This is a genomic window from Pseudoalteromonas sp. Z1A2 (assembly GCF_011378755.1).
Classification (GTDB): domain Bacteria; phylum Pseudomonadota; class Gammaproteobacteria; order Enterobacterales; family Alteromonadaceae; genus Pseudoalteromonas; species Pseudoalteromonas distincta.
The window spans coordinates 51,967-74,416 of record NZ_WTKX01000018.1; the positions used below are offsets into that span (position 1 = coordinate 51,967).

Annotated in this window: 26 protein-coding genes; 19 read left to right on the forward strand and 7 right to left on the reverse strand. The window is 40.1% G+C overall.

Features of this window, described 5'->3' with window-relative positions; genetic code table 11:
• Nucleotides 1–59 precede the first annotated feature (59 nt).
• From GQR47_RS13175 to GQR47_RS13200, 6 genes are all read left to right on the forward strand, one after another.
• Entirely contained in the window at nucleotides 60–374 is a 315-nt protein-coding gene (locus GQR47_RS13175; protein WP_002958974.1) for a pyrimidine/purine nucleoside phosphorylase, read from the forward strand.
• A gap of 188 nt (nucleotides 375–562) precedes the next feature.
• Nucleotides 563–919: a ribosome-associated translation inhibitor RaiA gene (gene raiA / locus GQR47_RS13180; RefSeq protein WP_007376058.1), complete on the forward strand. Its 357-nt coding sequence runs from the start codon at nucleotides 563–565 to the stop codon at nucleotides 917–919.
• Between the two features lie 202 nt (nucleotides 920–1,121).
• Nucleotides 1,122–2,297, forward strand: a complete 1,176-nt coding sequence (locus tag GQR47_RS13185) for a divalent metal cation transporter (RefSeq protein ID WP_165723901.1) — start codon at nucleotides 1,122–1,124, stop codon at nucleotides 2,295–2,297.
• Between the two features lie 64 nt (nucleotides 2,298–2,361).
• Entirely contained in the window at nucleotides 2,362–2,817 is a 456-nt protein-coding gene (locus GQR47_RS13190; protein ID WP_024595382.1) for a GNAT family N-acetyltransferase, read from the forward strand.
• A 64-nt stretch (nucleotides 2,818–2,881) separates the two neighbouring features.
• Nucleotides 2,882–3,310 (forward strand): DUF4160 domain-containing protein, encoded by a 429-nt coding sequence (locus GQR47_RS13195; RefSeq protein WP_024595383.1) that lies wholly within the window; start codon nucleotides 2,882–2,884, stop codon nucleotides 3,308–3,310.
• A 61-nt stretch (nucleotides 3,311–3,371) separates the two neighbouring features.
• Nucleotides 3,372–3,533, forward strand: coding sequence for a hypothetical protein (locus GQR47_RS13200; RefSeq protein ID WP_158000828.1), 162 nt, complete (start codon nucleotides 3,372–3,374; stop codon nucleotides 3,531–3,533).
• A gap of 99 nt (nucleotides 3,534–3,632) precedes the next feature.
• Here the strand turns inward: GQR47_RS13200 and GQR47_RS13205 are convergent, their stop codons facing one another.
• The 4 genes from GQR47_RS13205 to GQR47_RS13220 all read right to left on the reverse strand — a co-directional run bounded on the left by GQR47_RS13205 (nucleotide 3,633) and on the right by GQR47_RS13220 (nucleotide 6,649).
• Entirely contained in the window at nucleotides 3,633–4,055 is a 423-nt protein-coding gene (locus tag GQR47_RS13205) for a hypothetical protein (protein ID WP_024595384.1), read from the reverse strand.
• Nucleotide 4,056: 1 nt separating this feature from the next.
• Nucleotides 4,057–5,244 (reverse strand): VWA domain-containing protein, encoded by a 1,188-nt coding sequence (locus GQR47_RS13210; protein ID WP_024603596.1) that lies wholly within the window; start codon nucleotides 5,242–5,244, stop codon nucleotides 4,057–4,059.
• Nucleotides 5,245–5,510: 266 nt separating this feature from the next.
• Nucleotides 5,511–6,356, reverse strand: a complete 846-nt coding sequence (locus GQR47_RS13215; protein ID WP_024596333.1) for a MoxR family ATPase — start codon at nucleotides 6,354–6,356, stop codon at nucleotides 5,511–5,513.
• A gap of 53 nt (nucleotides 6,357–6,409) precedes the next feature.
• Complete coding sequence (locus GQR47_RS13220) at nucleotides 6,410–6,649, reverse strand: DUF1653 domain-containing protein (RefSeq protein WP_024596334.1); 240 nt, start codon at nucleotides 6,647–6,649, stop codon at nucleotides 6,410–6,412.
• A 60-nt stretch (nucleotides 6,650–6,709) separates the two neighbouring features.
• On the opposite strand from GQR47_RS13220, the gene GQR47_RS13225 reads away from it, so the two are divergent.
• The 11 genes from GQR47_RS13225 (at nucleotide 6,710) to rpoS (ending at nucleotide 14,296) form a co-directional block, all read left to right on the forward strand.
• Nucleotides 6,710–7,189 carry a DUF2947 domain-containing protein gene (locus GQR47_RS13225; RefSeq protein WP_024596335.1) on the forward strand — a complete coding sequence of 160 codons (480 nt, stop codon included), beginning with the start codon at nucleotides 6,710–6,712 and terminating at the stop codon, nucleotides 7,187–7,189.
• 75 nt (nucleotides 7,190–7,264) lie between these two features.
• Nucleotides 7,265–7,900, forward strand: a complete 636-nt coding sequence (locus GQR47_RS13230; RefSeq protein WP_024596336.1) for a hypothetical protein — start codon at nucleotides 7,265–7,267, stop codon at nucleotides 7,898–7,900.
• Between the two features lie 37 nt (nucleotides 7,901–7,937).
• On the forward strand, nucleotides 7,938–8,225 hold the full coding sequence (gene ftsB, locus GQR47_RS13235) for a cell division protein FtsB (RefSeq protein ID WP_024596337.1): 288 nt from the start codon (nucleotides 7,938–7,940) through the stop codon (nucleotides 8,223–8,225).
• Nucleotides 8,215–8,916 carry a 2-C-methyl-D-erythritol 4-phosphate cytidylyltransferase gene (ispD, locus tag GQR47_RS13240; RefSeq protein WP_076925197.1) on the forward strand — a complete coding sequence of 234 codons (702 nt, stop codon included), beginning with the start codon at nucleotides 8,215–8,217 and terminating at the stop codon, nucleotides 8,914–8,916. Before ftsB ends, ispD begins: the two co-directional genes overlap by 11 nt.
• A complete protein-coding gene (gene ispF / locus GQR47_RS13245) occupies nucleotides 8,913–9,410 on the forward strand; it encodes a 2-C-methyl-D-erythritol 2,4-cyclodiphosphate synthase (protein ID WP_024597334.1) in 498 nt (165 codons plus the stop codon). Before ispD ends, ispF begins: the two co-directional genes overlap by 4 nt.
• Complete coding sequence (locus GQR47_RS13250) at nucleotides 9,407–10,459, forward strand: tRNA pseudouridine(13) synthase TruD (RefSeq protein WP_024597333.1); 1,053 nt, start codon at nucleotides 9,407–9,409, stop codon at nucleotides 10,457–10,459. Before ispF ends, GQR47_RS13250 begins: the two co-directional genes overlap by 4 nt.
• Nucleotides 10,440–11,204, forward strand: coding sequence for a 5'/3'-nucleotidase SurE (gene surE / locus GQR47_RS13255; protein ID WP_024597332.1), 765 nt, complete (start codon nucleotides 10,440–10,442; stop codon nucleotides 11,202–11,204). Before GQR47_RS13250 ends, surE begins: the two co-directional genes overlap by 20 nt.
• Nucleotides 11,194–11,832, forward strand: a complete 639-nt coding sequence (locus GQR47_RS13260; RefSeq protein WP_024597331.1) for a protein-L-isoaspartate(D-aspartate) O-methyltransferase — start codon at nucleotides 11,194–11,196, stop codon at nucleotides 11,830–11,832. Before surE ends, GQR47_RS13260 begins: the two co-directional genes overlap by 11 nt.
• 9 nt (nucleotides 11,833–11,841) lie before the next feature.
• Nucleotides 11,842–12,420, forward strand: a complete 579-nt coding sequence (locus tag GQR47_RS13265; RefSeq protein WP_024597330.1) for a YqaA family protein — start codon at nucleotides 11,842–11,844, stop codon at nucleotides 12,418–12,420.
• Nucleotides 12,421–12,461: 41 nt separating this feature from the next.
• On the forward strand, nucleotides 12,462–13,286 hold the full coding sequence (locus GQR47_RS13270) for a peptidoglycan DD-metalloendopeptidase family protein (RefSeq protein ID WP_024597329.1): 825 nt from the start codon (nucleotides 12,462–12,464) through the stop codon (nucleotides 13,284–13,286).
• A gap of 35 nt (nucleotides 13,287–13,321) precedes the next feature.
• Nucleotides 13,322–14,296, forward strand: a complete 975-nt coding sequence (rpoS, locus tag GQR47_RS13275; RefSeq protein ID WP_002958955.1) for an RNA polymerase sigma factor RpoS — start codon at nucleotides 13,322–13,324, stop codon at nucleotides 14,294–14,296.
• Between the two features lie 91 nt (nucleotides 14,297–14,387).
• Here the strand turns inward: rpoS and mutS are convergent, their stop codons facing one another.
• Nucleotides 14,388–16,973, reverse strand: a complete 2,586-nt coding sequence (gene mutS, locus GQR47_RS13280; RefSeq protein WP_024603597.1) for a DNA mismatch repair protein MutS — start codon at nucleotides 16,971–16,973, stop codon at nucleotides 14,388–14,390.
• A gap of 21 nt (nucleotides 16,974–16,994) precedes the next feature.
• Between mutS and GQR47_RS13285 the strand changes: the two genes are divergently transcribed.
• The gene (locus GQR47_RS13285) at nucleotides 16,995–17,483 is read left to right on the forward strand and encodes a nicotinamide-nucleotide amidohydrolase family protein (protein ID WP_024597314.1); all 489 of its coding nucleotides are present in this window, start codon (nucleotides 16,995–16,997) and stop codon (nucleotides 17,481–17,483) included.
• 67 nt (nucleotides 17,484–17,550) lie between these two features.
• Complete coding sequence (gene recA / locus GQR47_RS13290; RefSeq protein WP_002958952.1) at nucleotides 17,551–18,594, forward strand: recombinase RecA; 1,044 nt, start codon at nucleotides 17,551–17,553, stop codon at nucleotides 18,592–18,594.
• 190 nt (nucleotides 18,595–18,784) lie between these two features.
• Here the strand turns inward: recA and GQR47_RS13295 are convergent, their stop codons facing one another.
• Nucleotides 18,785–20,908 carry a TonB-dependent siderophore receptor gene (locus GQR47_RS13295; protein ID WP_024597313.1) on the reverse strand — a complete coding sequence of 708 codons (2,124 nt, stop codon included), beginning with the start codon at nucleotides 20,906–20,908 and terminating at the stop codon, nucleotides 18,785–18,787.
• Between the two features lie 219 nt (nucleotides 20,909–21,127).
• Nucleotides 21,128–22,294 (reverse strand): DcaP family trimeric outer membrane transporter, encoded by a 1,167-nt coding sequence (locus GQR47_RS13300; RefSeq protein WP_024597312.1) that lies wholly within the window; start codon nucleotides 22,292–22,294, stop codon nucleotides 21,128–21,130.
• Nucleotides 22,295–22,450: the final 156 nt, after the last annotated feature.

The window sequence follows — 22,450 nt, forward strand, 5'->3', positions numbered from 1 at the left end:
GCAAGGTAGTGCGATAAAATTTATAAATAAAAATCTTAAATTAATAGCAGGAGCTAAAAATGCCAAAGTTCGATAACGTAAGTGTAGTAAAAAAAGCCAATGTATATTTTGACGGAAAAGTGTCGAGCCGTACCGTTATTTTAGGTGATGGCGAAGCGAAAACGTTAGGCTTTATGCAACCTGGTGAGTTTGTTTTTGATACAAACCAAAAAGAGTGCATGGAGCTTTTAGCTGGCCAATGGGATATTTTATTACCAGGTGCAAGTGAGTGGAAAACATTTAACGCGGGTGAATCGTTTAATGTTGATGCAAATGTAAGCTTTAAAGTAAAAGTATCTGATTTTGCTGACTACTGTTGTTCGTACACAGATTAACCAATCTTAGTTTAAGTTAAGTAGACGTCTGAAAGCCCATGCACTATGGGCTTTGCATAAACTTTGCACAACGCATGATTTAAATCACCAAAAACCGCAAATAAACCTCAAATATCTCTCTTTTTTCCTTGTGTTAATCTAAATAGCCCCCAATACTATTTATGAGGTAACAAATAAAAGGATACCCTATGAAAATTAATCTTTCTGGTCACCATGTTGAAGTTACTGACTCTATTAGAGAGCACATCAACGAAAAATTTTCAAAAATCGAGAGCCACTTTCCATCGCTTATTGCACTCGATATTATTTTGTCTAAAGAGCATCATAAAATCCAAGCTGAAATTAGCACTAATTACGAAGGCACGCGCATATCGGTAAAAGGGGAAAACGAAGTTATGTACCCAGCCATTGCAAGCGCAGCTAAAAAACTCGATGCGGCACTAAAACATCGAAAAGGGCAGATAAAAGCAAACTTACACGAAAAGCCTGTTAGCACTACACCTGAAATCGCACACGAGATCATCCAAGAGATGGATCTTAAATAAAATTTAGTTCCAAAGTATTGTAAAAAAGAGCCGTATGGCTCTTTTTTATTGCCTGTAATTTAGGTAAGTTATGCGTTCTTGCAGTTTATTAATTAAAAAAATTAATAAAAAGAACACACAACACACATATTTTGAGAAATTAATGCACACAACAAAAGCAGTATGGAAGTCTCGACTAGGTGCGCTTGGGCCTGGAATACTCATGGCAACAGCCGCTATTGGCGGATCTCACCTAGTTGCCTCTACGCAAGCTGGAGCAATATTTGGCTGGCAACTATTTTGGCTAATCCTCGTTGTTAATGTTTTAAAATATCCATTTTTTCGCTTTGGTATGGAATACACACTCGCCACTAAAAATAGCCTAGTGGAGGGCTACAAAAGCAAAGGCCCGTTTTATTTTTACAGTTTTATTGGCTTAAACATTGTTGCCGCTGTTGTTAATACCGCCGGCGTATTACTGCTTACCGCAAGCTTACTACATTACGCGCTGCCCGTGGTTATTGAAGTAACCTTGCTTTGTTGGATGCTACTGGGTGTATGTTTAGTTATATTGCTACTTGGACACTTTAAAGCGCTAGATAACGTTGCCAAAGGCATTATGGGGCTGCTTACGCTCGCTACTTTGATTGCCCTTGCCATTGCATTTAGTAACGGCCCAATGGCACCTGCTGATTATGTGGGACCTTCACCTTATGAACTTGCCATGCTTAGCTTTATGGTGGCTTTAATGGGCTGGATGCCAGCCCCTATCGAAATATCTGCATTAAGTTCTTTATGGCTAAAAGAAAAACAAGCCCAGCAAACAGTTTCTAAAAGCCAAGGCTTGTTCGATTTTAACGTAGGTTACTGGCTTACAGCTGGCTTAGCCTTGGTATTTTTTAGTTTAGGTGTATTAGTGCAATACGGCCAAACCAGTAGTATAGAACTCGGCGGTGTCGCGTTTGCCAAGCAGCTTATAGATATGTACGCACTCACAATAGGCGAGTGGGCAAGGCCGCTTGTATCAGCAATCGCTTTTTTATGTATGTTTGGCACTACACTTACCGTGCTTGATGGCTACGCCCGTACGCTTAACGAATCCCATAAACTACTTGGCTTTGGGCAATCAAAACACAGCTTAAATATTTGGTTAATACTACAAGCCCTTGCCGGTATGGCCGTTATTTTATTTTTTAAATCAGCCCTTGGCCCCATGCTTACCTTTGCAATGACACTTTCATTTGTAACAACGCCTGTTTTTGCATGGCTTAACTTTAGCCTTGTGCGCTCAGAGCCTGCTATAAAACACAGCGTGCTATTACGTAGTTTAACGTGGTTAGGGCTAGTGTATTTAGTAGGCTTTGCTGTTGCGTTTGTAGTATGGAAACTAGCAGCCTAAATAGAGCCACTTACTTTAGGGTTTTAATTAAAGCCCTAAAGCTTAAAGTTTAAATGAGGTATAAATGGATATTAGAACAGGTGAGCTTTCAAACCCACACGTTATAGAGCTACTACAAGCACACCATAACGATATGCTAAAACACTCACCCGTTGAGAGCGTACATGCACTAGATGTGAGCAAACTCACTCAGCCCGATATAACTTTTTATAGCTTATGGATTGATAATAATTTAGCGGGTGTTAGCGCATTAAAAGCGCTCAGTGCCACTCATGGCGAAATTAAATCAATGCGCACATCAAGCAGCTATTTACGCCAAGGCATAGCCGCTAAGTTACTCACCCATATTATTGAGCAAGCAACACTTCGTGGTTATAAAAAGCTAAGTTTAGAGACCGGCACTGCTGAAGCATTTTTACCCGCACAAAAGCTTTACACTCAATTTGGTTTTAAAGAGTGCGAACCATTTGGTTATTATGAGCTAGATCCGTACAGCTTGTTTATGAGTAAAGGGCTTTGAATAATAAGAAATATAATTAGTCTTCGTTTAGAGCCTTAAATTAAATTTTAACACAGGAATATTTATGTCATTTAAAGGAACTAAGTGGTTCTATGAGGATTCGCCTGAACAGTTTGAGTCGTTAGATGAGCTAACCGAGCACCTTCATTCTTTGTTGTCTTCACAGACTCTAGTTAGTGATGATATAGATTCCGATGGACCTGTTTTAACTGAAATAAAGCAATTAGTTAAAAGGGTTGATGGTCTTAAAATAGAGATTTATTCTAACGAACACCCTCCACCACATTTTCACGTTATTACCTCAGACTCGAAAGCTTCTTTTAGGCTTGATAATTGTGAATTAATTGAGGGTAGCTTAGCAAGCAAACAAAAAAGAAAAGTTGAATATTGGTTTAATGAAATGAACGCAAAGAAGGCATTGATTTCAGTTTGGAACAATACAAGGCCTGCAAACTGTACAGTAGGGAAGTATTATGAAATTGGTAACGAATAAGTATATCGACGTTTTATAGGTATGTAGGCGTTACTTAATTTAAATAAAATGGAAATTAATAATGAATCCATTAAAAAGACCGAAAGCAAATTTTAAAAGGAAAGTTGCAAAAGCAACAGGTATTCCAACATCAAGAACAGGTCGAGCACGTAAAGTTGATAGAATAAAGGGTTATATATTAATTGGAATAATAGTTCTTTTAATGTACATATTTAATAATTGACGCAGTTTTTTATCGATTTATCTATCAGCTACTTCATAAATAATTGATAGTACAGCCAATGCTCAACGAGTTATGACTTTTGCTAATCTAGCCTAGTTGTTACTCATTTGAGTAAACAACAATTTCATCAGAATTTGGTAATTTATAAAATCCAACATTTTTTGATTGCTTACTCATGAAATCAATAGCATATTTCATCTCTGCAATTGTTCTTACTGTAGAAAATTTATCTTTAAAACATGCTGAGAATTCGTATGTGAAAGATGTTGACTGATCATAACCTCCCAGCTCTAAAAGGTTATATTCAGTAAAGGGATCTGGTCCTAAAATTTGATGAGAGGTAACAAAAGGCACCCCAGAGTCTTGTGATTTCCAATCATTCAAACATTTAGCTTCAACATTGCTTGCTAATAAATAAATGCTTTCATTTTTTTTAGAGTCACTTATAAAGATAGTAATAAAAACCATATTTATTATAAGTGATGCAAACAAAACTAATTTTAATCTATTTCTATTATTCACTTTAACTCAGCTCTTTTATCGCTCTACTTATCCCATCTAAACTAAGGGCATACATGCGGTTGTTCATTAGCTCTTTTATAAAGCCAATTGATTGATAGTAAGGCCAGTGTTCAACGGGTTGTGGGTTGAGCCAGGCGACTTTATCAAAGTGGTTTGTTATACGTTGCAACCAGGCACTGCCGGGCTCTTCATTGTAGTGTTCTACCGAGCCGCCAGGGTAGGCTATTTCGTAAGGCCCCATAGTGGCATCGCCAACAAATATTACTTTATAGTCGCTGGTAAATTTATTAATCAGCGTCATGGTGTCAATCACGTTTGTATGTCGGCGCGCGTTGTCTTGCCAAACGTGCTCGTATAAGCAGTTATGAAAGTAGTAAAACTCTAGGTGTTTAAATTCGCTGTGGGCTGCGCTAAATAATTCTTCGCAGGTGTGGATGTAGTCATCCATTGAGCCGCCAATATCAAACAGCATCAATACTTTTACTGCATTGTGGCGTTCGGGTGCCATTTTTACATCAAGCATGCCGCCTTGTTTTGCAGTAGCGCGAATAGTCTCGTTTAAATCAAGCGTGTCGCTTGCGCCTGTGCGGGCAAACTTACGTAACTTTTTAAGGGCGAGTTTAACTGTGCGCGAACTAATTTCTCTGTCGGTGTCGAGGTTTTTGTATTCTCGTTTATCCCACACTTTTACTGCTTGGCGGTTACGATTGCCGTCTTGCCCTATACGCACACCTTCTGGGTTATAGCCGTATGCACCAAAAGGTGATGTGCCGCCAGTACCTACCCATTTATTACCGCCAGCGTGGCGTTTTTGTTGCTCTTCTAAACGCTCTTTTAAGGTTTTCATAAGCTCGTCGAGCCCGCCCATGGCTTTAAGTTGGGCTTTTTCTTCATCGCTTAGGTTTTTTTCAAACTCTTTACGTAGCCAATCTTCAGGTAAGTTGTGTTGCTGCTTTAAGCTCTCGAGCAAATCAAGGTCGGCAATACCGCTAAAGTAGTCGCTAAAGGCTTTGTCGAATCGATCAAAATGCGTTTCATCTTTTACCATTATGGTGCGAGCTAAATGGTAAAAGCCGTCTACGTCGGCAAATATAACGCCTTTTTTTAAGGCGTTTATTAAATCGAGTAGTTCTCGAAGGCTCACCGGTAAACGGTATTCACGTAATTTGAAAAAAAACTGTATTAACATGTTTGGGCCTGTTTATCTTTCGAGGTTAAATTTGCAGCAGTGTGTTTGGTATTTAGGCAAGGCAGAGCCTATGTAGTGTGGTTATTCCCCATAAATAGGCGATAACACAGCATAAATACCAAACACGCGCTGCCTGAAGGTTCGTCCTAGGGACGATTAACTCTTTGTTGCTCGGCTTTTACTTAGCCCACTAGGTTACAAACCTCGCGCCACGATTAAATCGTCCCTAGTTAGAACAAATTTTAATCCACAAAGGTCAACAGGCCCTAGCGGCTCATAAAGGCTAATTTTTCGATTAGGCTTATATCTTGCTCATTTTTAAGTAATGCGCCAAACATTGGCATTAATCCGCCTTTTTGCGCTTTGTCGTGCAGTGTTTTAGCGTCTATGTCTTCAGCCATTAAGAGCTTTAACCAGTCGAGTAATTCGCTGGTGGAAGGTTTCTTTTTAAGGCCGTTAGCTTCGCGCAGGTTAAAAAACACTTCGAGTGCTTGGCGTACTAAATCCTGTTTAACGTTAGGGTAGTGTACGTCAATAATTTGCTGCATTTCGTCGCTGCTAGGAAAATCGATATAGTGAAAAAAGCAGCGGCGTAAAAATGCGTCCGGTAATTCTTTTTCATTATTTGATGTGATGATCACAATAGGGCGCTCTTTGGCTACAATGCGCTCACCTGTTTCGTAAACATGAAACTCCATTTTATCAAGCTCAAGTAGTAAGTCGTTTGGGAACTCTATGTCGGCTTTGTCTATTTCATCAATTAAAAGCACTGGGCGTTTGCCGTTAAGCTCTGCATACGTAAATGCCTGCCACAGCTTACCTTTAACAATGTAGTTACTAATATTATGTACGCGCTCGTCACCTAATTGGCTGTCGCGCAGGCGCGAAACCGCATCGTACTCGTACAAGCCTTGCTGCGCTTTGGTGGTCGATTTTATATGCCACTGAATAAGCGTGGTGTCTAAACTTTTAGCAAGTTCTTCAGCCAGCATAGTTTTACCAGTGCCGGGTTCGCCTTTAATTAAAAGTGGTTTTTCGAGCATAATGGCAGCATTTACAGCTTGTTTAAGCGAGCTGCTAGCTATGTAATTATCGGTTGAATTAAATTGCACGAGTTAGCCTCTATCTGGTCAGAGCAGTATTGAATGTATTCATGATGCCATAGTTAATCTATTTCACCAATATAGGCAAAACGCGGTATGGTGTTGCCGTCTTTTTCTATAGTTTCGTTAAACATACTAAGTGGACGTGCCCAAATACCAAATTCACCGTAAAGAGCCTGATAAATAACAAGCTGTTCCTCGGTTTCGCTATGGGTGGCAACGTGAATAACTTTGTATTGCGGCCCTTTGTAGTGTTGGTATAAGCCTGGTTTGAGGGAAAGTGGTTTTATTGCTGTAGTCATGTTTTGATCTCTTGTATAATTTGGCTTTGCACTTTTAATGTTAACTAATTTGCCGACACTATGAACTATATTTCTTTAGATGATTACAAAAAGGCGTGGGTTTTTCGCCACAAAGATTTACCTGTATCTGATGAAGACGCAGCAAAAATAAAGCCTATGAGCGACGAGCGCGCAGCCGTACTTTGGACAACCATGGTAAGCCGTGAGTTTGATCACCCTGATTTTTTTGAAGACACCGATTGGTGTGGTCAAGAAAAAAGCTTTAGCCAAGAAGTAGATTGGCAAGATGCGTGGGAAAATGGTGATGCGCAACCTCCAGAAGCAATCTTAACGTTTTTAGATTGGGAAGCTAACACCACTGTTTATTTTTGTATGGCACGCGATAATATTATCGAAACAACATTTGATGTATTTAAACGCAATTGGCAAAACTTTATGTTTTTAGCTGATGGCAGTTTACTAATTGGTAAAAAGCGTAATACGGTTGTGCAATTTTTAGAATCAGGCAAAGCAAAATTAGGTGAAAAGCCAAGTGCTTAAATTAGTGCGCTGCGCTTAAAAAATATTCAATACTGTGTTATAAAACATTTACCTAAATATTTTTGAGTACAGCTTTTGGTCGCTAAAAATCAGTCACTTGGTGCTCAGCAGCAAGTTGAAATTTGGCAAACTGATGCACAAAAAGTGTTGTATGCACAATTGTGTAATGCGTTTTATCAGCGTGAGGTTCAGCGATTAGTTGCAGAGCCTAATGCCGATAAACTGCGCCGCCAGTTAAAAAGCCTACCTTATTATATTGAGCGAGCTGCAACGTTAGTTGCCAATGGTGACACGCCTTTTACGCTGGACGCACAAAATGGTACGTGGCTTGAAAAGCAAAAACCAACCCCACCCGATGTGAATGTTCAAGCTAATGAACTTTTTTATCAAACGTATGCCAAAGTGGGGCTTATAGTGCCCGTTATATTAAATGGCTACGATCAGGTGCGTCTTAGAATAGACAGTATCGATCAGTTAGGCGAAAATAAGCTGCATTGTAACGAGCTTGGTTGGTTTGATTTTTTAGGAAATGGGCTAGAGCAGCAAAATGCTCAGTTAATAAAGCCAAGTAAAGTGAGTTTAACGGGGGCATGTTGTGGGCACCAGTGGCAATTTTCGAAGCGTTGCATGCCACGGGTTTTATCTCTACGCGAAATGCTTTTAGCGGGTAGTATTAATTGGCGTAATTTAAAGCGCCCCTTAGCGTATTAAAGCTAAGGTATTTGGAATTTAAAATAAGGAGTGTTAAATGCGTATTTTTCAAGTTGGCTTACTGTGCTTAGCACTGTTTGTGCAATACAGATTATGGTTTGGTCATAATGGTTTACAAGACTACACACGGCTAAAAGGTGCTGTAGCGTCGCATCAAGTAACTAACGAAAAGCTCATTAAACGTAATAAAGTACTTAAAGCAGATATTGAAGACTTAAAGCTTGGCCAAGAAGGCATTGAAGAGCGTGCACGCAACGAATTGGGAATGATTAAACCGGACGAAACATTTATTCGTGTTTTACCGGGCAAACAATATGACAAATAAACAGACTATTGCAGCAATTGTACCTGCAGCGGGTGTTGGCAGTAGAATGCAGCACAATGCGCCTAAGCAATATATACAATTAGCCGGTAAAACTATTTTAGAACACACCTTAGCTAAACTTTCCCAATTATCTCAATTACGTACTATTGTTGTAGCTCTTAGCGACAGCGACCCTTATTTTGATGAACTCCCACTGCTTGATAAGCGCATTGTGCGAGCCAGTGGCGGTAAAGAGCGAGCCGATTCTGTGCTCAATAGTTTACTTTTTTTAGCGCCTAACCCGCCTACATGGGTATTGGTGCACGATGCTGCCCGTCCGCTAGTTAATATCAGTGATATAGAACGTTTGATTGATGAATGCGTAAGCGCTGATGAAGGCGGTATTTTAGCTAGCAAAGTAAAAGACACCATAAAACGTGGCCACGAGTACAGCGAACAAACTGTGCCACGAGACGACTTATGGCAAGCACTTACCCCACAGTTTTTTAAATATAATGAGCTTAAAAGTGCGCTTCAAAACGCATTAGCAAGTGGGGTAACTATTACCGATGAAGCCAGTGCAATTGAGTGGGCAGGTAAACCGGTAAAGCTTGTAGCAGGTCGCAGCGATAATATTAAAATAACCACGCCAGAGGATTTAGATTTGGCTGGGTTTTTACTACACAAACAACAAAACGAGAGTGCATTATGATACGAATTGGCCATGGTTTTGACGTACATAAATTTGGCGGCGAAGGCCCGTTAACTATTTGTGGTGAAAAAATTGATTACCCACAGGGCTTTTTAGCGCACTCAGATGGTGATGTTGCTATTCATGCATTATGCGATGCTATTTTAGGCTCGCTTGCAATGGGTGATATTGGTAAGCACTTTCCAGATACGGCAAGCGAGTATGAAAATATCGACAGCCGTATTTTACTTCGCCATGTGGTGAGCTTAGCTAAAGAGCAAGGTTATGTAATTGGCAATGGCGATGTGACTATTGTTGCACAGGCGCCAAAAATGCTGCCACATATTCAAGCTATGCGCGCTAATTTAGCCAGCGATTTAAATTGTGACCTTTCGCAAATTAACGTTAAAGCCACTACAACCGAAAAGCTAGGCTTTGAAGGGCGCAGGGAAGGTATTTCGAGCCATGCAGTGGTTATTATGAGTAAAGAGCTTGCGAGTACAACAAACGCATGAGCGATTTAAATTATTTATACGGTGCTCCGCTTTCTAAAGCTGATTTTAAAACCACTGCTGAAGACTTTATGGTTGATGAAGATCTTGGTATAGAATTTACTGGTAGTGGCGAACACGTGTGTTTGCAGGTGGTTAAAAAAGGCGAAAATACGCAATATGTTGCTAAGCTAATTGCGCAGCGTGCGGGTGTATCCCCTCGAGACGTAAGTTACGCTGGCATGAAAGATCGCCACGGTGTGTGCTCGCAGTGGTTTAGTGTGAAAGTACCGATTAAAAAGCCTATCGATTTTAGCGATTTAAATAGTGAGAGTATTTTTATTGTGTCGCAACAGCGCCACGATCGTAAATTACGTACGGGCTGCCACAAGGGTAATAAATTCACTATTACGCTTCGTAACGTGACTGAGCCGCTTGATATTTTATGCCGTATTAACGCTGTACGCGCAGGTGTACCTAACTATTTTGGCGAGCAGCGTTTTGGACATGGCGGCCATAACTTAGTAATGGCTGAAAAAATGTTTGCCGGTGAGCGTATTCGCGATAAAAAACTGCGCGGTATTATTATTTCAGCAGCGCGTTCTCATGTATTTAATCAAATAGTAAATTTACGTGTAGCCGAACATGGTTTAGCTAAAACAATGCACCGTGAAGTATTTATGCTCAGCGGCAGTAATGCATTTTTTGAAGATGCAATTAACGACGAAAACATAGAGCGATTAGCCACAGGCGATATTATGATGTCGGCACCTATGGTGGGTAAAAGTGAAAAAGGCCTAACCGAGCAAGAAAAAGTATGGCTCGAACCATATCAAACATGGTGTGATGGCTTAGGTGAGTTAGGCCTTAAAAATGAGCGCAGGATGCTGCGTTTAATTCCGCAAAACTTAACGGTTGAGACCATAGATGAAACCAGTTTAAAACTGAGTTTTGGTTTGCCAAAAGGATGTTTTGCAACTGCATTATTACGCGAGCTGGTGGATTACACAGATGCAAGTCCACGAGAGCGCAAAGAAAAGGATAATGACATAAATGAAGATACTGTTAAGTAACGATGATGGCGTAAATGCCAAAGGCATTGCGGTTTTATATCAGGCGCTTATACAAATTGCAGATGTAACCCTTGTTGCACCTGATCGCAACTGTAGTGGTGCTAGTAATTCTTTAACATTAATGAACCCGCTACGCGCAACAACGCTTGAAAATGGTTTTATGTCGGTTAATGGCACACCTACAGATTGTGTACATTTAGGTGTAAATCAGTTAGTTGATGAAAAACCCGACCTTGTTGTTGCTGGTATTAACCATGGTGCCAATTTAGGCGACGATACGCTTTATTCAGGCACTGTTGCTGCTGCAACCGAAGGTCGCCACTTAGGCTTACCTGCAATTGCAGTATCGCTTTGCTCACATAAAGGTGAGTATTTTGAAACAGCCGCTGCTGTTACCGTAAATATTATTAAAGGCTTGGCTTCGCACCCGCTTCCAAAAGATCAAATAATAAATATAAATGTGCCAGATATTCCATTAAGTGAATTAAAAGGGGTGCAAGTAACACGCCTAGGCGCTCGTCATAAAGCCGAAACCATGACCAAACAAACCGATCCTTGGGGCCGTGATATTTACTGGTATGGATCGCTGGGCACAGAAAGCGATGCAGGTGAAGGGACCGACTTTTACGCAATCAATAACGGTTATGCCTCTGTTACGCCATTAAGTGTTGATATGACAGCTAAAGATAGCTTAAAAGCAGTAGGAGACTGGTTAGCCGATTTGGAGATTAATCGTGCTCGCTAATTATTCCCGCAGTGCAAAAGCACTATCTGACTTACTAAAGCGTGAAGGTGTTGAAGATACACAAGTACTTAGTGCTATAGCTGATGTTCCACGTCATGTGTTTATAGATGATGTGCTCAAACACAAAGCCTATGAAAATACAGCGCTACCGATTGGGCAAGGGCAAACTATTTCCCAGCCTTATATAGTCGCGCGTATGACTGAGTTACTTCGCTTAGCTGGTGTGCGCAATAAAGTGCTGGAAATTGGTACTGGCTCTGGATATCAAACTGCAATATTAGCCAAAACGTTTACAAAGGTTTATTCGGTAGAGCGTATTAAAACGCTTCAGTGGCAGGCAAAACGTCGATTGCAACAACTCGATTTATATAATGTAACCATGAAGCATGGTGATGGTTGGCAAGGCTGGCAATCACAAGCACCTTTTGATGGTATTATAGTGACTGCTGCGGCCTCTAAAGTCCCGCAAGACTTACTTGCTCAGTTAGCCGATGGAGGCGTGTTATTAGCGCCCATTGGTGAGAGTGTTCAAAAATTAGTAATGGTTATCCGCGAAGGCGATAATTATAAAGAGCATGTTATTGCTCCCGTTAGATTTGTGCCGTTAGTACCTGGCGATATTGAATAGGAATTCATTTTGAAGTTGTTTACCAAGTTATATGATATGGCCCTAGTGTGGGCAAAGCACCGCCATGCGGAACGTTATTTAGCTGCAATGAGCTTTGCAGAGTCAGTTTTTTTTCCAATCCCACCTGATGTAATGCTTGCACCTATGTCGCTTGCACAACCTAAAAAAGCATGGCGTTTTGCAAGTTTTGCCACAATAGCATCGGTTATTGGTGGAGTGGTTGGTTACTTGCTTGGATTTTGGCTATTTGAACCCGTTGTTGAGCCATTGATTGCACAAATGCACTGGCAAGAAAAGTTTGATATCGCATTAAATTGGTTTAAAGATTACGGTGTTTGGGTTGTGTTTTTAGCTGGTTTTTCGCCTATACCATATAAAGTATTTACCATTGGCGCAGGTGTTTTACAAATGGCATTTTTGCCATTTTTGCTCGCATCGGCCATTGGACGTGGTGCGCGATTCTTTTTAGTTTCAGCCTTAATGAAGTGGGGCGGGGCTAAAATGGAGCGAAAATTACGTCAGTATATTGAAATACTTGGTTGGGGATTAGTGGTATTAATTGCGCTAGCTTACTTTTTATTGCGTTAAGCGTTAAAAATATCAATTTTCTAATTTTGGGGAAAAATACAATGAATAAACAGTGTTTACTGTATATAACTATATTTATTAGTATTTTTCTCTTTGGTTGCTCTTCTCGCCATGTTCCTGCACCTGTTAGTAGCTTAAATAATAATGTTAATGATTTAGGTCATACTGTTAACATTAATGGGGTTAGCTATAAAGTACAAAAAGGAGATACGCTCTACTCTATTGCCTTTAGTGCTGGGCAAGACTTTAGGGAGTTGGCAAAAAACAATTCAATTCCATCACCTTACACAATTTTCCCTGGGCAAAACATCTCCTTACTCCCTAAGCCCGAAAAAACAAAAAGGGATGTAAATTATACGAATTCGAGTAAAAAGTCTATAAAAAAATTACAAAAAAATAACAAAATTTTAAAGAAAGAGCTTGATCCCCCAAAACAACGAGAGTATGTTCAGAAACAAGCCAGTAACAAAATTAGTAATACTAAACGTTTGTCGAGCAGTAAAGTTAAGTGGTTTTGGCCTGCACAGGGCAAAATTACCAAACGCTTTTCTAATAAGGAAAACGGTTATAAAGGTTTACAGATTACTAATCGCAAAGGGGCTTCAGTCTTAGCTGCGGCACAAGGAACAGTGGTATACGCGGGTAACGCCCTTCGAGGTTATGGTAGTTTAATCATATTGAAACATAATGATGATTACCTAAGTGCTTATGCACATAACTCGAAATTACTTGTTAAAGAAAAGCAGAAAGTTAAGGCAGGACAAAAAATAGCAGAAATTGGTAATTCAGAATCTCCGGTCACCGCGCTTCGCTTTGAAATTCGCTACCGAGGGCAAGCTGTCAATCCTGCTAAATACCTACCCTAATTTTTAGGTATTGATAATTGCTCGGGAGAAGGCTTATGGCTAGCGCAGCAAAACTTGACAAACATACTACGACTGACGAAAAGTTCGATGACATCGATGTTGATGAAAGCACAGCTCTACTAGATAAAGTAGACGACGATGAAATCTTTGCTAAAGAAGAAGTAACTAAAAATCTTGACGCAACTCAACTTTATTTAGGCGAAATTGGTTTTTCTCCTTTGCTTAGTGCTGAAGAAGAAGTGTTTTTTTCTCGCAAATCACTTCGAGGGTGTGAAGCCTCACGTAAACGTATGATTGAAAGTAACTTACGTTTGGTTGTTAAAATAGCACGTCGTTACAATAATCGCGGCCTTGCTCTACTTGATTTAATTGAAGAGGGTAACTTAGGCTTAATTCGCGCAGTTGAAAAATTTGACCCTGAGCGTGGATTTAGATTCTCTACTTACGCTACATGGTGGATACGTCAAACAATTGAACGTGCCATTATGAACCAAACGCGTACCATTCGCTTACCTATTCATGTAGTTAAAGAGCTTAATGTTTATTTACGTACAGCGCGTGAGTTAACTCAAAAGCTTGACCATGAGCCAACAGCTGACGAAATTGCAGCTTGCCTAGATAGACCCGTTGAAGACGTTACTAAAATGCTACGTTTAAACGAAAGAATTGCATCAGTAGACATGCCTATTGGTGGCGAAAACGACAGTGTACTACTTGATATCATCCCTGATGAAAAAAGTGCTGGTCCTGAAGGCGAAGTACAAAATAATGATATTAATAAACATATTGTTGATTGGTTAGGTGAATTAAACCCTAAACAACGTGAAGTGTTAGCACGTCGATTTGGATTGCTTGGCTATGAGCCATCTACACTTGAAGATGTAGGTCGTGAAATAGGCTTAACACGTGAGCGAGTAAGACAAATTCAGGTAGAGGCATTACGTCGTCTAAAAGACATTTTGCAACAAGAAGGTTTAAGTACAGATAGCTTGTTTAATCAGTTTTCGTAACTAGTTAAATAGTTTAAGAGACTATGTGTGTTAAAAAGCCGAAGAGTTTATTCTTCGGCTTTTTTTATGCTTGTAAATTAGGTGATATAAATTACAGCAATGCTTTTAGTTTATATAACAAATCGTGCGCTTGGCGTGGCGATAAATTATCAGGGTCGATTGCGCTTAACTGCTCTTCAACTTCTGAAGGTGTACTTTGTGCAATTTCGTTATTAAAAGTAAAGGCTTGTTGCTCTGTATTTGGTGCAGTAACGCTTTGATGATTTTCAAGCAACTTAAGTTTTTGCTTTGCTTGTGCAATCACAGCTTTTGGCACACCTGCAAGAGCTGCTACTTGTAAACCAAAGCTTTTGCTTGCTGCACCGTCGAGAACTGTATGCATAAATGCAATCGTGTCGTTATGCTCTATTGCATCAAGGTGCACGTTTACAAGGCCCGTAGTTTGCTCAGCAAGTTCTGTTAATTCAAAGTAGTGCGTAGCAAACAATGTTTTAGCAGATATTTTTGATGCTAAATGATCGGCTGTTGCATACGCAAGAGAGAGTCCATCGTAAGTACTTGTACCGCGACCAATCTCATCCATTAACACTAAAGACTGCGCCGTGGCATTATTTAAAATAGTCGCTGTTTCGGTCATTTCTACCATGAAGGTTGAACGCCCTGATGCTAAATCATCGCTTGCACCAATACGTGTAAATATGCGGTCGATATTACCAATTTTAGCGCTGTCAGCGGGTACATAACTGCCAATGTGAGCCATTAAAACAATAAGTGCCGTTTGGCGCATATAGGTTGATTTACCGCCCATGTTTGGACCGGTAATAATTAGCATTTTACGTTGGCTGTTTAATTCAACAGGGTTAGCAATAAACGGTTCTTTCATTACTTGTTCAACAACAGGGTGACGACCTTGCTTAATGCTTATATTGTCGTTATCGCACAATTCTGGTTTTGCATAATTGAGTGCGAATGCACGCTCAGCTAAATTGTTTAAAACGTCTAAATCGGCCAATGCTGCTGCCATCATTTGCAACTGCTCAATATGTGGAGCAATAAATCTAAACAGCTCCTCGTATAGTTGTTTTTCAAGCGCGAGAGCTTTTGATTGGCTACCGAGTACTTTATCCTCGTGCTCTTTAAGCTCTGGAATAATGTAGCGTTCGTTATTTTTAAGCGTTTGGCGACGAATGTAGTCGGCTGGCACTAAGTGCGCATTAGCTCTACTTACTTCAATAAAAAAGCCATGTACGCGGTTATAACCAATTTTAAGCGTACTAATGCCCGTACGTTCGCGCTCTCGCAGTTCTAATTGCTCAAGGACATCAGTGGCACCTTTGCTTAAGTTACGCCACTCATCAAGTTCACTATTGTAACCTGGAGCAATAACACCACCGTCACGAATAAGTACCGGTGGGTTTTCTATCACAGCTCGTTCTAATAACGCTTGTAAATCAGGGAGTTCAGGCGAGTGCTTGATAATACCCGCTATACGAGGATCGTTAGCGTCAGCTAACAAAGTATGCAGTGGTGCAAGTGCTTGTAGCGCACTGCGCAGGCGAGTTAAATCACGCGGGCGTGCAGTACATAAAGCTAGGCGTGCAATAACACGCTCTACATCACCAATCTCTTTTAATGATTCGTGTAAATCACCGCAAAGCTGCGCATCTAAAATAGCGCTAATTGCATTTAAACGTGAATTTAGCTCGTCTTTATTACGAATTGGTGTATGAATACGGCGCTTAAGTAAGCGAGAACCCATAGGTGTGGCTGTTTTATCAAGTACTTGAGCAAGTGTATTTTCAAACCCGCCTGATAAATTAACAGTTAATTCTAAATTTTTACGGGTAGCGGCATCTAAAATAACAGCGTGTTCGTTGTGCTCAAGCGTAATTGCACGAATATGCGGCAGTGCAATACGTTGTGTATCTTTTACGTATTGCATTAGGCAACCTGCAGCAACAAGCGCGCTATGGGCTTTATCAACACCAAAGCCAACTAAATCTTTAGTACCAAACTGATCGCATAATAAGTGCTGAGCCGTATCTAAGTCGAACTCCCACTCTGGGCGACGGCGAGCACCTTTTGTATGTTCAATTAAATGAACGTTTTCAAAGCTTTCGCTATACAGAAGCTCGGCTGGTGATAGGCGCTGAATAGTTGAGCTAAAGGCTTCGTCGGTATTTACTTCGACAATATTAAAACGACCAGAGTTAATGTCTAAATAAGCAATCCCGTATAAGCCTTTTTTACTTTGCCAAACGCTGGTAAGGAGATTGTCTTGTCGTTCTTGTAAAAGCGCTTCATCAGAAATTGTACCGGGTGTAACTATACGCACTACTTTACGATCAACAGGGCCTTTACTGGTTGCAGGGTCTCCCACTTGTTCGCAGATAGCGACTGATTCACCCATTTGGACTAGACGTGCTAAGTAGTTTTCTACCGCATGGTAGGGTACGCCCGCCATAGGGATAGGATCGCCGCCAGCTTTACCACGATGAGTTTGCGAAATATCGAGTAATTGAGCGGCGCGTTTAGCGTCATCAAAAAAAAGTTCGTAAAAATCGCCCATACGATAAAACAATAAAATATCGCGATGCTCTGATTTTATTTTTAGATACTGCTGCATCATAGGGGTTTGTTGTTTTATAGTGTGTGGTGCATAAAGATCAAACGACATGTATTTACCCAAAGGCTGAATATGGAATTACATCAAGAGATTAAAACACTTGCTGCGCAATTAGGCGCTATTTTAACGGATAAATGCTTATGGATCACTACTGCTGAGTCATGTACTGGTGGCGGAGTGAGTTATGCGCTTACCGATACACCTGGAAGTTCAGCTTATATCGACCGTGCATTTGTCACTTATAGTAACCAAGCAAAGCAAGATTTGCTCAATGTTAGTGCTAGTACATTAAATCAATACGGTGCTGTGAGCGAGCAAACAGTCCATGAAATGGCAGTAGGTGCTATTAAAGCAACAAACGCTAATATATCTATAGCTGTATCGGGCATTGCAGGGCCTGGCGGGGCGACAGAAGGTAAACCTGTTGGACTTGTATGGTTTGGCATACAAATTGATGACAAAGTACTGACCTTTAAACAAATATTTACTGGTGATAGGGCTCAAGTAAGACTGCAAGCTATTGTATTTGCATTAAAAAGTGTAATAGATGAGATAAAATGAAAAAATTAGCTTGATACTGTGATTTCATACAGTATACTTGTTCGCATTAGCTGGATTGGAGAACAAAATGAACGATAACAAACAAAAAGCGTTAGACGCAGCACTATCACAAATTGAACGTCAATTTGGTAAAGGCTCAATTATGAAATTGGGTGACAACAAAGCGTTAAACATTGAATCTGTATCTACAGGTTCACTAGGTATTGATATTGCCTTAGGCATAGGTGGCTTACCTATGGGACGTATTGTTGAAGTGTATGGTCCTGAGTCATCTGGTAAAACAACGCTTACTTTACAAGTTATCGCAGAAGCTCAAAAAGAAGGTAAAACATGTGCCTTCATTGATGCTGAGCATGCTCTTGATCCTGTATATGCACAAAAACTAGGTGTAAATATTGATGACCTTTTTGTATCTCAACCTGATACAGGTGAGCAAGCACTAGAAATTTGTGACATGTTAGTACGTTCAAGCGCAGTAGACGTCGTTATTATTGACTCGGTTGCTGCACTTACACCAAAAGCTGAGATTGAAGGCGACATGGGCGACTCGCACATGGGCTTACAAGCACGTTTAATGTCACAGGCATTACGTAAGCTTACTGGTAATATTAAACGCTCTAACACGTTATGTATTTTCATTAACCAAATCCGTATGAAAATTGGTGTTATGTTTGGTAACCCAGAAACAACAACGGGTGGTAATGCACTTAAGTTTTACGCATCGGTACGTATTGATATTCGTCGTATTGGTTCTGTGAAAGAAGGTGATGAAGTTGTTGGTAACGAAACCCGCGTTAAAATTGTTAAAAACAAAGTAGCGCCGCCATTTAAACAAGCTGAATTTATCATCATGTATGGCGAAGGTATTTCTAAGCAAGGCGAGTTAATTGATTTAGGTGTTAAGCATAAAATTGTTGAAAAAGCAGGTGCTTGGTACAGTTACAGTGGCAACAAGGTTGGCCAAGGTAAATCTAACTCAATTAAGTTTTTGAAAGAAAACCCAGAAATTGCAGATGAGATTGAAGGTAAGTTACGCGAAATGCTTTTACTAAAAGCAACTATTGAACCTGAAGACGGTGAAGATAAGTTAGGCGACGATCCAGACCTTTAAACTGCACCCAAATGAGTTTTTAAGCTTGATTTGACCCGAGCTTTGAAAAGCGCTAATCAGTAATGATTAGCGCTTTTTTGTTATTAAAAACTTACATCAGGTTAGATAAAATAAAAACGACACATTAAAAATGTGTCGTTTTTTTCTATTGAATTAAAAAAATCTAGAGTCTTTAATTAATCAAATATATTTATAATTGCCAGTTTACAGATAGGGCGTAGTTACGAGGTGCACCGTAGTAACCTTGTGCCCAGTACAGGCTGTGCAAATATTTTTCACCGGTGGTGTTATTTACATTGAAAGTGACTCCTACGTTATCTGTAATTTCGTAAGTGGCCATTAAATCAAGTAACCCGTATGCATCTTGGTGAGTAGTGACGCTTGCAATACCATTTGCATCTTCGACTTGAACTCGGCTAGTTGAATCCTGCCAGCGATAGTTTGCACCAAATGATAAACCATCAACTAAAGGTACTTGGTAGGTTGCGGCCACTTTAAGTTGGTTTTCAGGTGTGTAATCTTTAACTAAATCATCACCATCAATATTTAGGTTACTAAAACTTACACTTGCGCTTAAATCATCGGTTATTCGACCACTTAGTTCAACTTCAAAGCCGTTGCTGTTAATACCATCTGCTGCATAATAACGCGTATCACTAGGTAGTGAGTCGGGTAAAGCTATGGCAAGCCCTTCCTGCTTTGCATCGAAGTAAGCAAAAGTTACGAAAATTTGGTCATCAAGTAACTGTGCTTTTATACCAACTTCACTACTTTTACCTATTACGGGAGCTAATTGGTTGGCATTAATATCAAGCTCTTTTTGCGGTACAAATGTTTCTGTGTAGCTTGCATAAGCTGATAGAGACTCGTTAAAGTCGTACACCGTGCCAATATAAGGAATAACTTCAGAGTCGCTTCTTGTTTGCTCAACACCGTAAGCACTCCCTTTTGTTTTCCAATCGGTATAACGCACACCAGCGAGCACACTTAAAGGCTCACTTAATCTAATGCGAGTAGATATGTAAGCTGATTTTTGCTCGTTAGTAATATCACTACCATTTAAGCCATCAGCAAGTGTTGCCTCTGGTACTACACCATCCCACGTTTTAAGTGATGGCATAGCTGGAAAACCATTGCCTGTAGTATAATCGTAAAGAGACTGCTCGTTGTAATCCATTTTAGCTTGGCTAACACCAAATGATAGGTCGTGCTCTTGGCCAAATAAATCAAACTTACCACTGGCATATAAATCAAATAAGTCATGCTTATCTTCGTAATCATAACGGCTAGCATAACCTGTTAAACCAAGTTCAGTATCTTTATCAGGGGTGCCGTATACGTAGAACAACTCTGAGTCTTGTTCGTTTTCGATGTGAGCATAACGTGCTCTAGCTACCCATGTTGCCGATAAGTTTTGTTCAAGTGTTACATATACTTGCTCAGCACTGTTATCCCAGTAAGACCAGTCAGCAGCGGTGCTGGTTGATTCGTCGTAATCGGTTGCTGTTCCGTCTGTATAATAAAGAGGTAGTGCACCCCACAGCGGGCTATCTGCGTCTTTTTGTTGGTTAACATAGTTAACGCTTAATAATGTGTTGTCTGTTAATTTGCCTTCGTAGGCTAAGTAAACAATGGTTTTATCTGTTTCGTAGCGATCTAAATATGAGTCAGCTTTTTGCTTTGTAAATACAGCGCGTACAGCGTGGTCTTCATTTATTGGCGTAGATACATCTAAATCTAAACGTTTTTTATTCCATGAGCCATAAGATGCTGATGCATTTGCCTGTGTTGTATAAGTTGGCTTTTTTAAAACCATGTTTACAGTTGCAGAAGGATTACCAGCGCCAGTCATTAAACCATTAGCACCGCGAACTATCTCTACACGGTCATAAATTGATGTATCAAGACTGCCTTGAATAGAGCCTGAGCTTTGTGGGATCCCTAAGCCATCAACTTGAAAGTTCGTAATTTCAAAACCACGGGCCTTAAAGTAAGTACGATCTGTTTCTATTTGCTCTACTGTTACGCCTGGCGTGCTTTCAAGTACTGAGTTTATGTCGTCTAGTGAAAAGTCGTCCATTAGTGCGCGTGAAACTACCGAGATTGATTGTGGTGTTTCTTTAATTGTTAAACCTAGTTTGGTAGCCGATTGCGCTTCTTCAGTAATGTAGTTTTTATGATGCTGACCATATACCGCAATTTTTTCGAGAGGTTCAGATTTTACATTTGCCTCATCAGCAAGTGCATAACCAGATAAAATTAAAGAAGTAGCAAAGCTTAGTTTAGATAAACGCAAAACTTGAGGGGACGACATAAGTTTTTCCAGTTAGTTCAAAAGAAGTGCGTAACTTAATCTAAATGATATCGATTTGCAATTGTGTTTAGTGTTTTTATCAATAATAATTCTATTTTTTTGTATTTTAGCGCCACATATAAAGATTTTAGGTACGAATTGATGAATTATATAGAACTCAATCTCGCTTATAAAAAAAGCGGCCTAGGCCGCTTTTTAAAGTAGTTAGCTTTCTAGTTATTAAAAAGAGTATTTAACAGAAAACTGTAAGCGGTCTAAATCGCCATCAACGCCGCTTTCAGTTTCACGCTCAGCATGCTTTAGCTCAGCACCAAAAGTTAGACGTTTAACCGGTGAGTATAGAATGTTAGCGCTATAGCTTTGGCTTGATTCAGTCGGATCACCAGAAATAGCTAATAAATCAGTGTTGTTATCAGCACTGAAGAATGAATATAAGAACGTTGAACGCCATTGGCTTGTCCACTTGTGCTGGTAAGCAACAAAACCAGAAGTCGAATCAATTGCATCTAGTTCATCGCCATTAAGTACTGCACCGTGAGCAACGTTTAAGCCTACGTAACGGCCTAAGCCTTTACCTTGAGTAAGCATAAATTTAAGGTTGTCTTCACCAAGGTTTATTTTACCTGATGCACTAATACCAAAAGAAGTTTCATCTGCATCAACACTGCCTACTTTATAAGTAAGTTGGCGAGCAAGCGCTGCAACCACAATGTTACCCCAATCGGCTTTGTGTGTGTAACGAGCTGTAAAGTCAGGCAATGATGCATCATCAGTTACTACCATACCGCTAGTAGTAGAAATTGTACTTTCTGGGTTTTCTAATGAAAACGACCATGCGCCAGTGGTGTATTTAATTTGCGATTGACGCACAAACACAGTGCCCTCAGCAGGGCCTACAAAATCAAGCGTTTCAGCAAGCGCCCCCACGTTTTGGAAGTTAGACCATGTTTGACCAAATAACCAACCATCGTAAGTCACAAACGCATGGCGAATACGCGGGGCGTAAGAATTTGAAACTCGCTCATTACCGCCAGCAGCCGAGGCCAAAAAGTCAATTTCAATTTTAGTATTAACGGTTTTACCGTTATCCATAACAGTGGCTGTGCCAAAGTTAAAACGTGACTCACGAGCATGCATATCAAATACAGCATCTGAGCTGTTATCATCGCCAACTGTTAACGTACTTGGTACGTAAAAGTCACGACCTACGTTTGAGCCTGCAGGCGCACCCGCTGAATAATCACTCCACATAGAGTCGAGTTTAATGTATCCACCGTAAGTAAATTCCGTATCACCAATTTTTGCGGCAGTCGCTGCATAAGCAGTGCTTGATAGTGCACATAATACAGCGCTTGCTGCTAATGTTTTTAATGGGGTAAGTTTCATTGTGGTGTCCTTTATAGGCTACTTGTTGTTTGTTGCTTTTTTTTTCATGTAAGGTTGTATTACTTGCTACTAGTATTACTTACGAATAAAAAAGGGTGTTAATTTGGCTTTTCAATACACATATTGTTTTCATTCGTTAAATAAAGCTTTGGCAAG

Bases quoted from the DNA above. Each gene is read 5' to 3' on its own strand.
- GQR47_RS13300 (WP_024597312.1), bottom strand. From the start codon at position 22,294: ATGAAACTTACCCCATTAAAAACATTAGCAGCAAGCGCTGTATTATGT.
- GQR47_RS13295 (WP_024597313.1), bottom strand. From the start codon at position 20,908: ATGTCGTCCCCTCAAGTTTTGCGTTTATCTAAACTAAGCTTTGCTACT.
- GQR47_RS13175 (WP_002958974.1), top strand. From the start codon at position 60: ATGCCAAAGTTCGATAACGTAAGTGTAGTAAAAAAAGCCAATGTATAT.
- recA (WP_002958952.1), top strand. From the start codon at position 17,551: ATGAACGATAACAAACAAAAAGCGTTAGACGCAGCACTATCACAAATT.
- ispD (WP_076925197.1), top strand. From the start codon at position 8,215: ATGACAAATAAACAGACTATTGCAGCAATTGTACCTGCAGCGGGTGTT.
- GQR47_RS13285 (WP_024597314.1), top strand. From the start codon at position 16,995: ATGGAATTACATCAAGAGATTAAAACACTTGCTGCGCAATTAGGCGCT.
- GQR47_RS13270 (WP_024597329.1), top strand. From the start codon at position 12,462: ATGAATAAACAGTGTTTACTGTATATAACTATATTTATTAGTATTTTT.
- surE (WP_024597332.1), top strand. From the start codon at position 10,440: ATGAAGATACTGTTAAGTAACGATGATGGCGTAAATGCCAAAGGCATT.
- GQR47_RS13190 (WP_024595382.1), top strand. From the start codon at position 2,362: ATGGATATTAGAACAGGTGAGCTTTCAAACCCACACGTTATAGAGCTA.
- GQR47_RS13200 (WP_158000828.1), top strand. From the start codon at position 3,372: ATGAATCCATTAAAAAGACCGAAAGCAAATTTTAAAAGGAAAGTTGCA.
- GQR47_RS13225 (WP_024596335.1), top strand. From the start codon at position 6,710: ATGAACTATATTTCTTTAGATGATTACAAAAAGGCGTGGGTTTTTCGC.
- GQR47_RS13210 (WP_024603596.1), bottom strand. From the start codon at position 5,244: ATGTTAATACAGTTTTTTTTCAAATTACGTGAATACCGTTTACCGGTG.
- GQR47_RS13220 (WP_024596334.1), bottom strand. From the start codon at position 6,649: ATGACTACAGCAATAAAACCACTTTCCCTCAAACCAGGCTTATACCAA.
- GQR47_RS13185 (WP_165723901.1), top strand. From the start codon at position 1,122: ATGGCAACAGCCGCTATTGGCGGATCTCACCTAGTTGCCTCTACGCAA.
- GQR47_RS13195 (WP_024595383.1), top strand. From the start codon at position 2,882: ATGTCATTTAAAGGAACTAAGTGGTTCTATGAGGATTCGCCTGAACAG.
- ftsB (WP_024596337.1), top strand. From the start codon at position 7,938: ATGCGTATTTTTCAAGTTGGCTTACTGTGCTTAGCACTGTTTGTGCAA.
- GQR47_RS13250 (WP_024597333.1), top strand. From the start codon at position 9,407: ATGAGCGATTTAAATTATTTATACGGTGCTCCGCTTTCTAAAGCTGAT.
- rpoS (WP_002958955.1), top strand. From the start codon at position 13,322: ATGGCTAGCGCAGCAAAACTTGACAAACATACTACGACTGACGAAAAG.
- raiA (WP_007376058.1), top strand. From the start codon at position 563: ATGAAAATTAATCTTTCTGGTCACCATGTTGAAGTTACTGACTCTATT.
- mutS (WP_024603597.1), bottom strand. From the start codon at position 16,973: ATGTCGTTTGATCTTTATGCACCACACACTATAAAACAACAAACCCCT.
- ispF (WP_024597334.1), top strand. From the start codon at position 8,913: ATGATACGAATTGGCCATGGTTTTGACGTACATAAATTTGGCGGCGAA.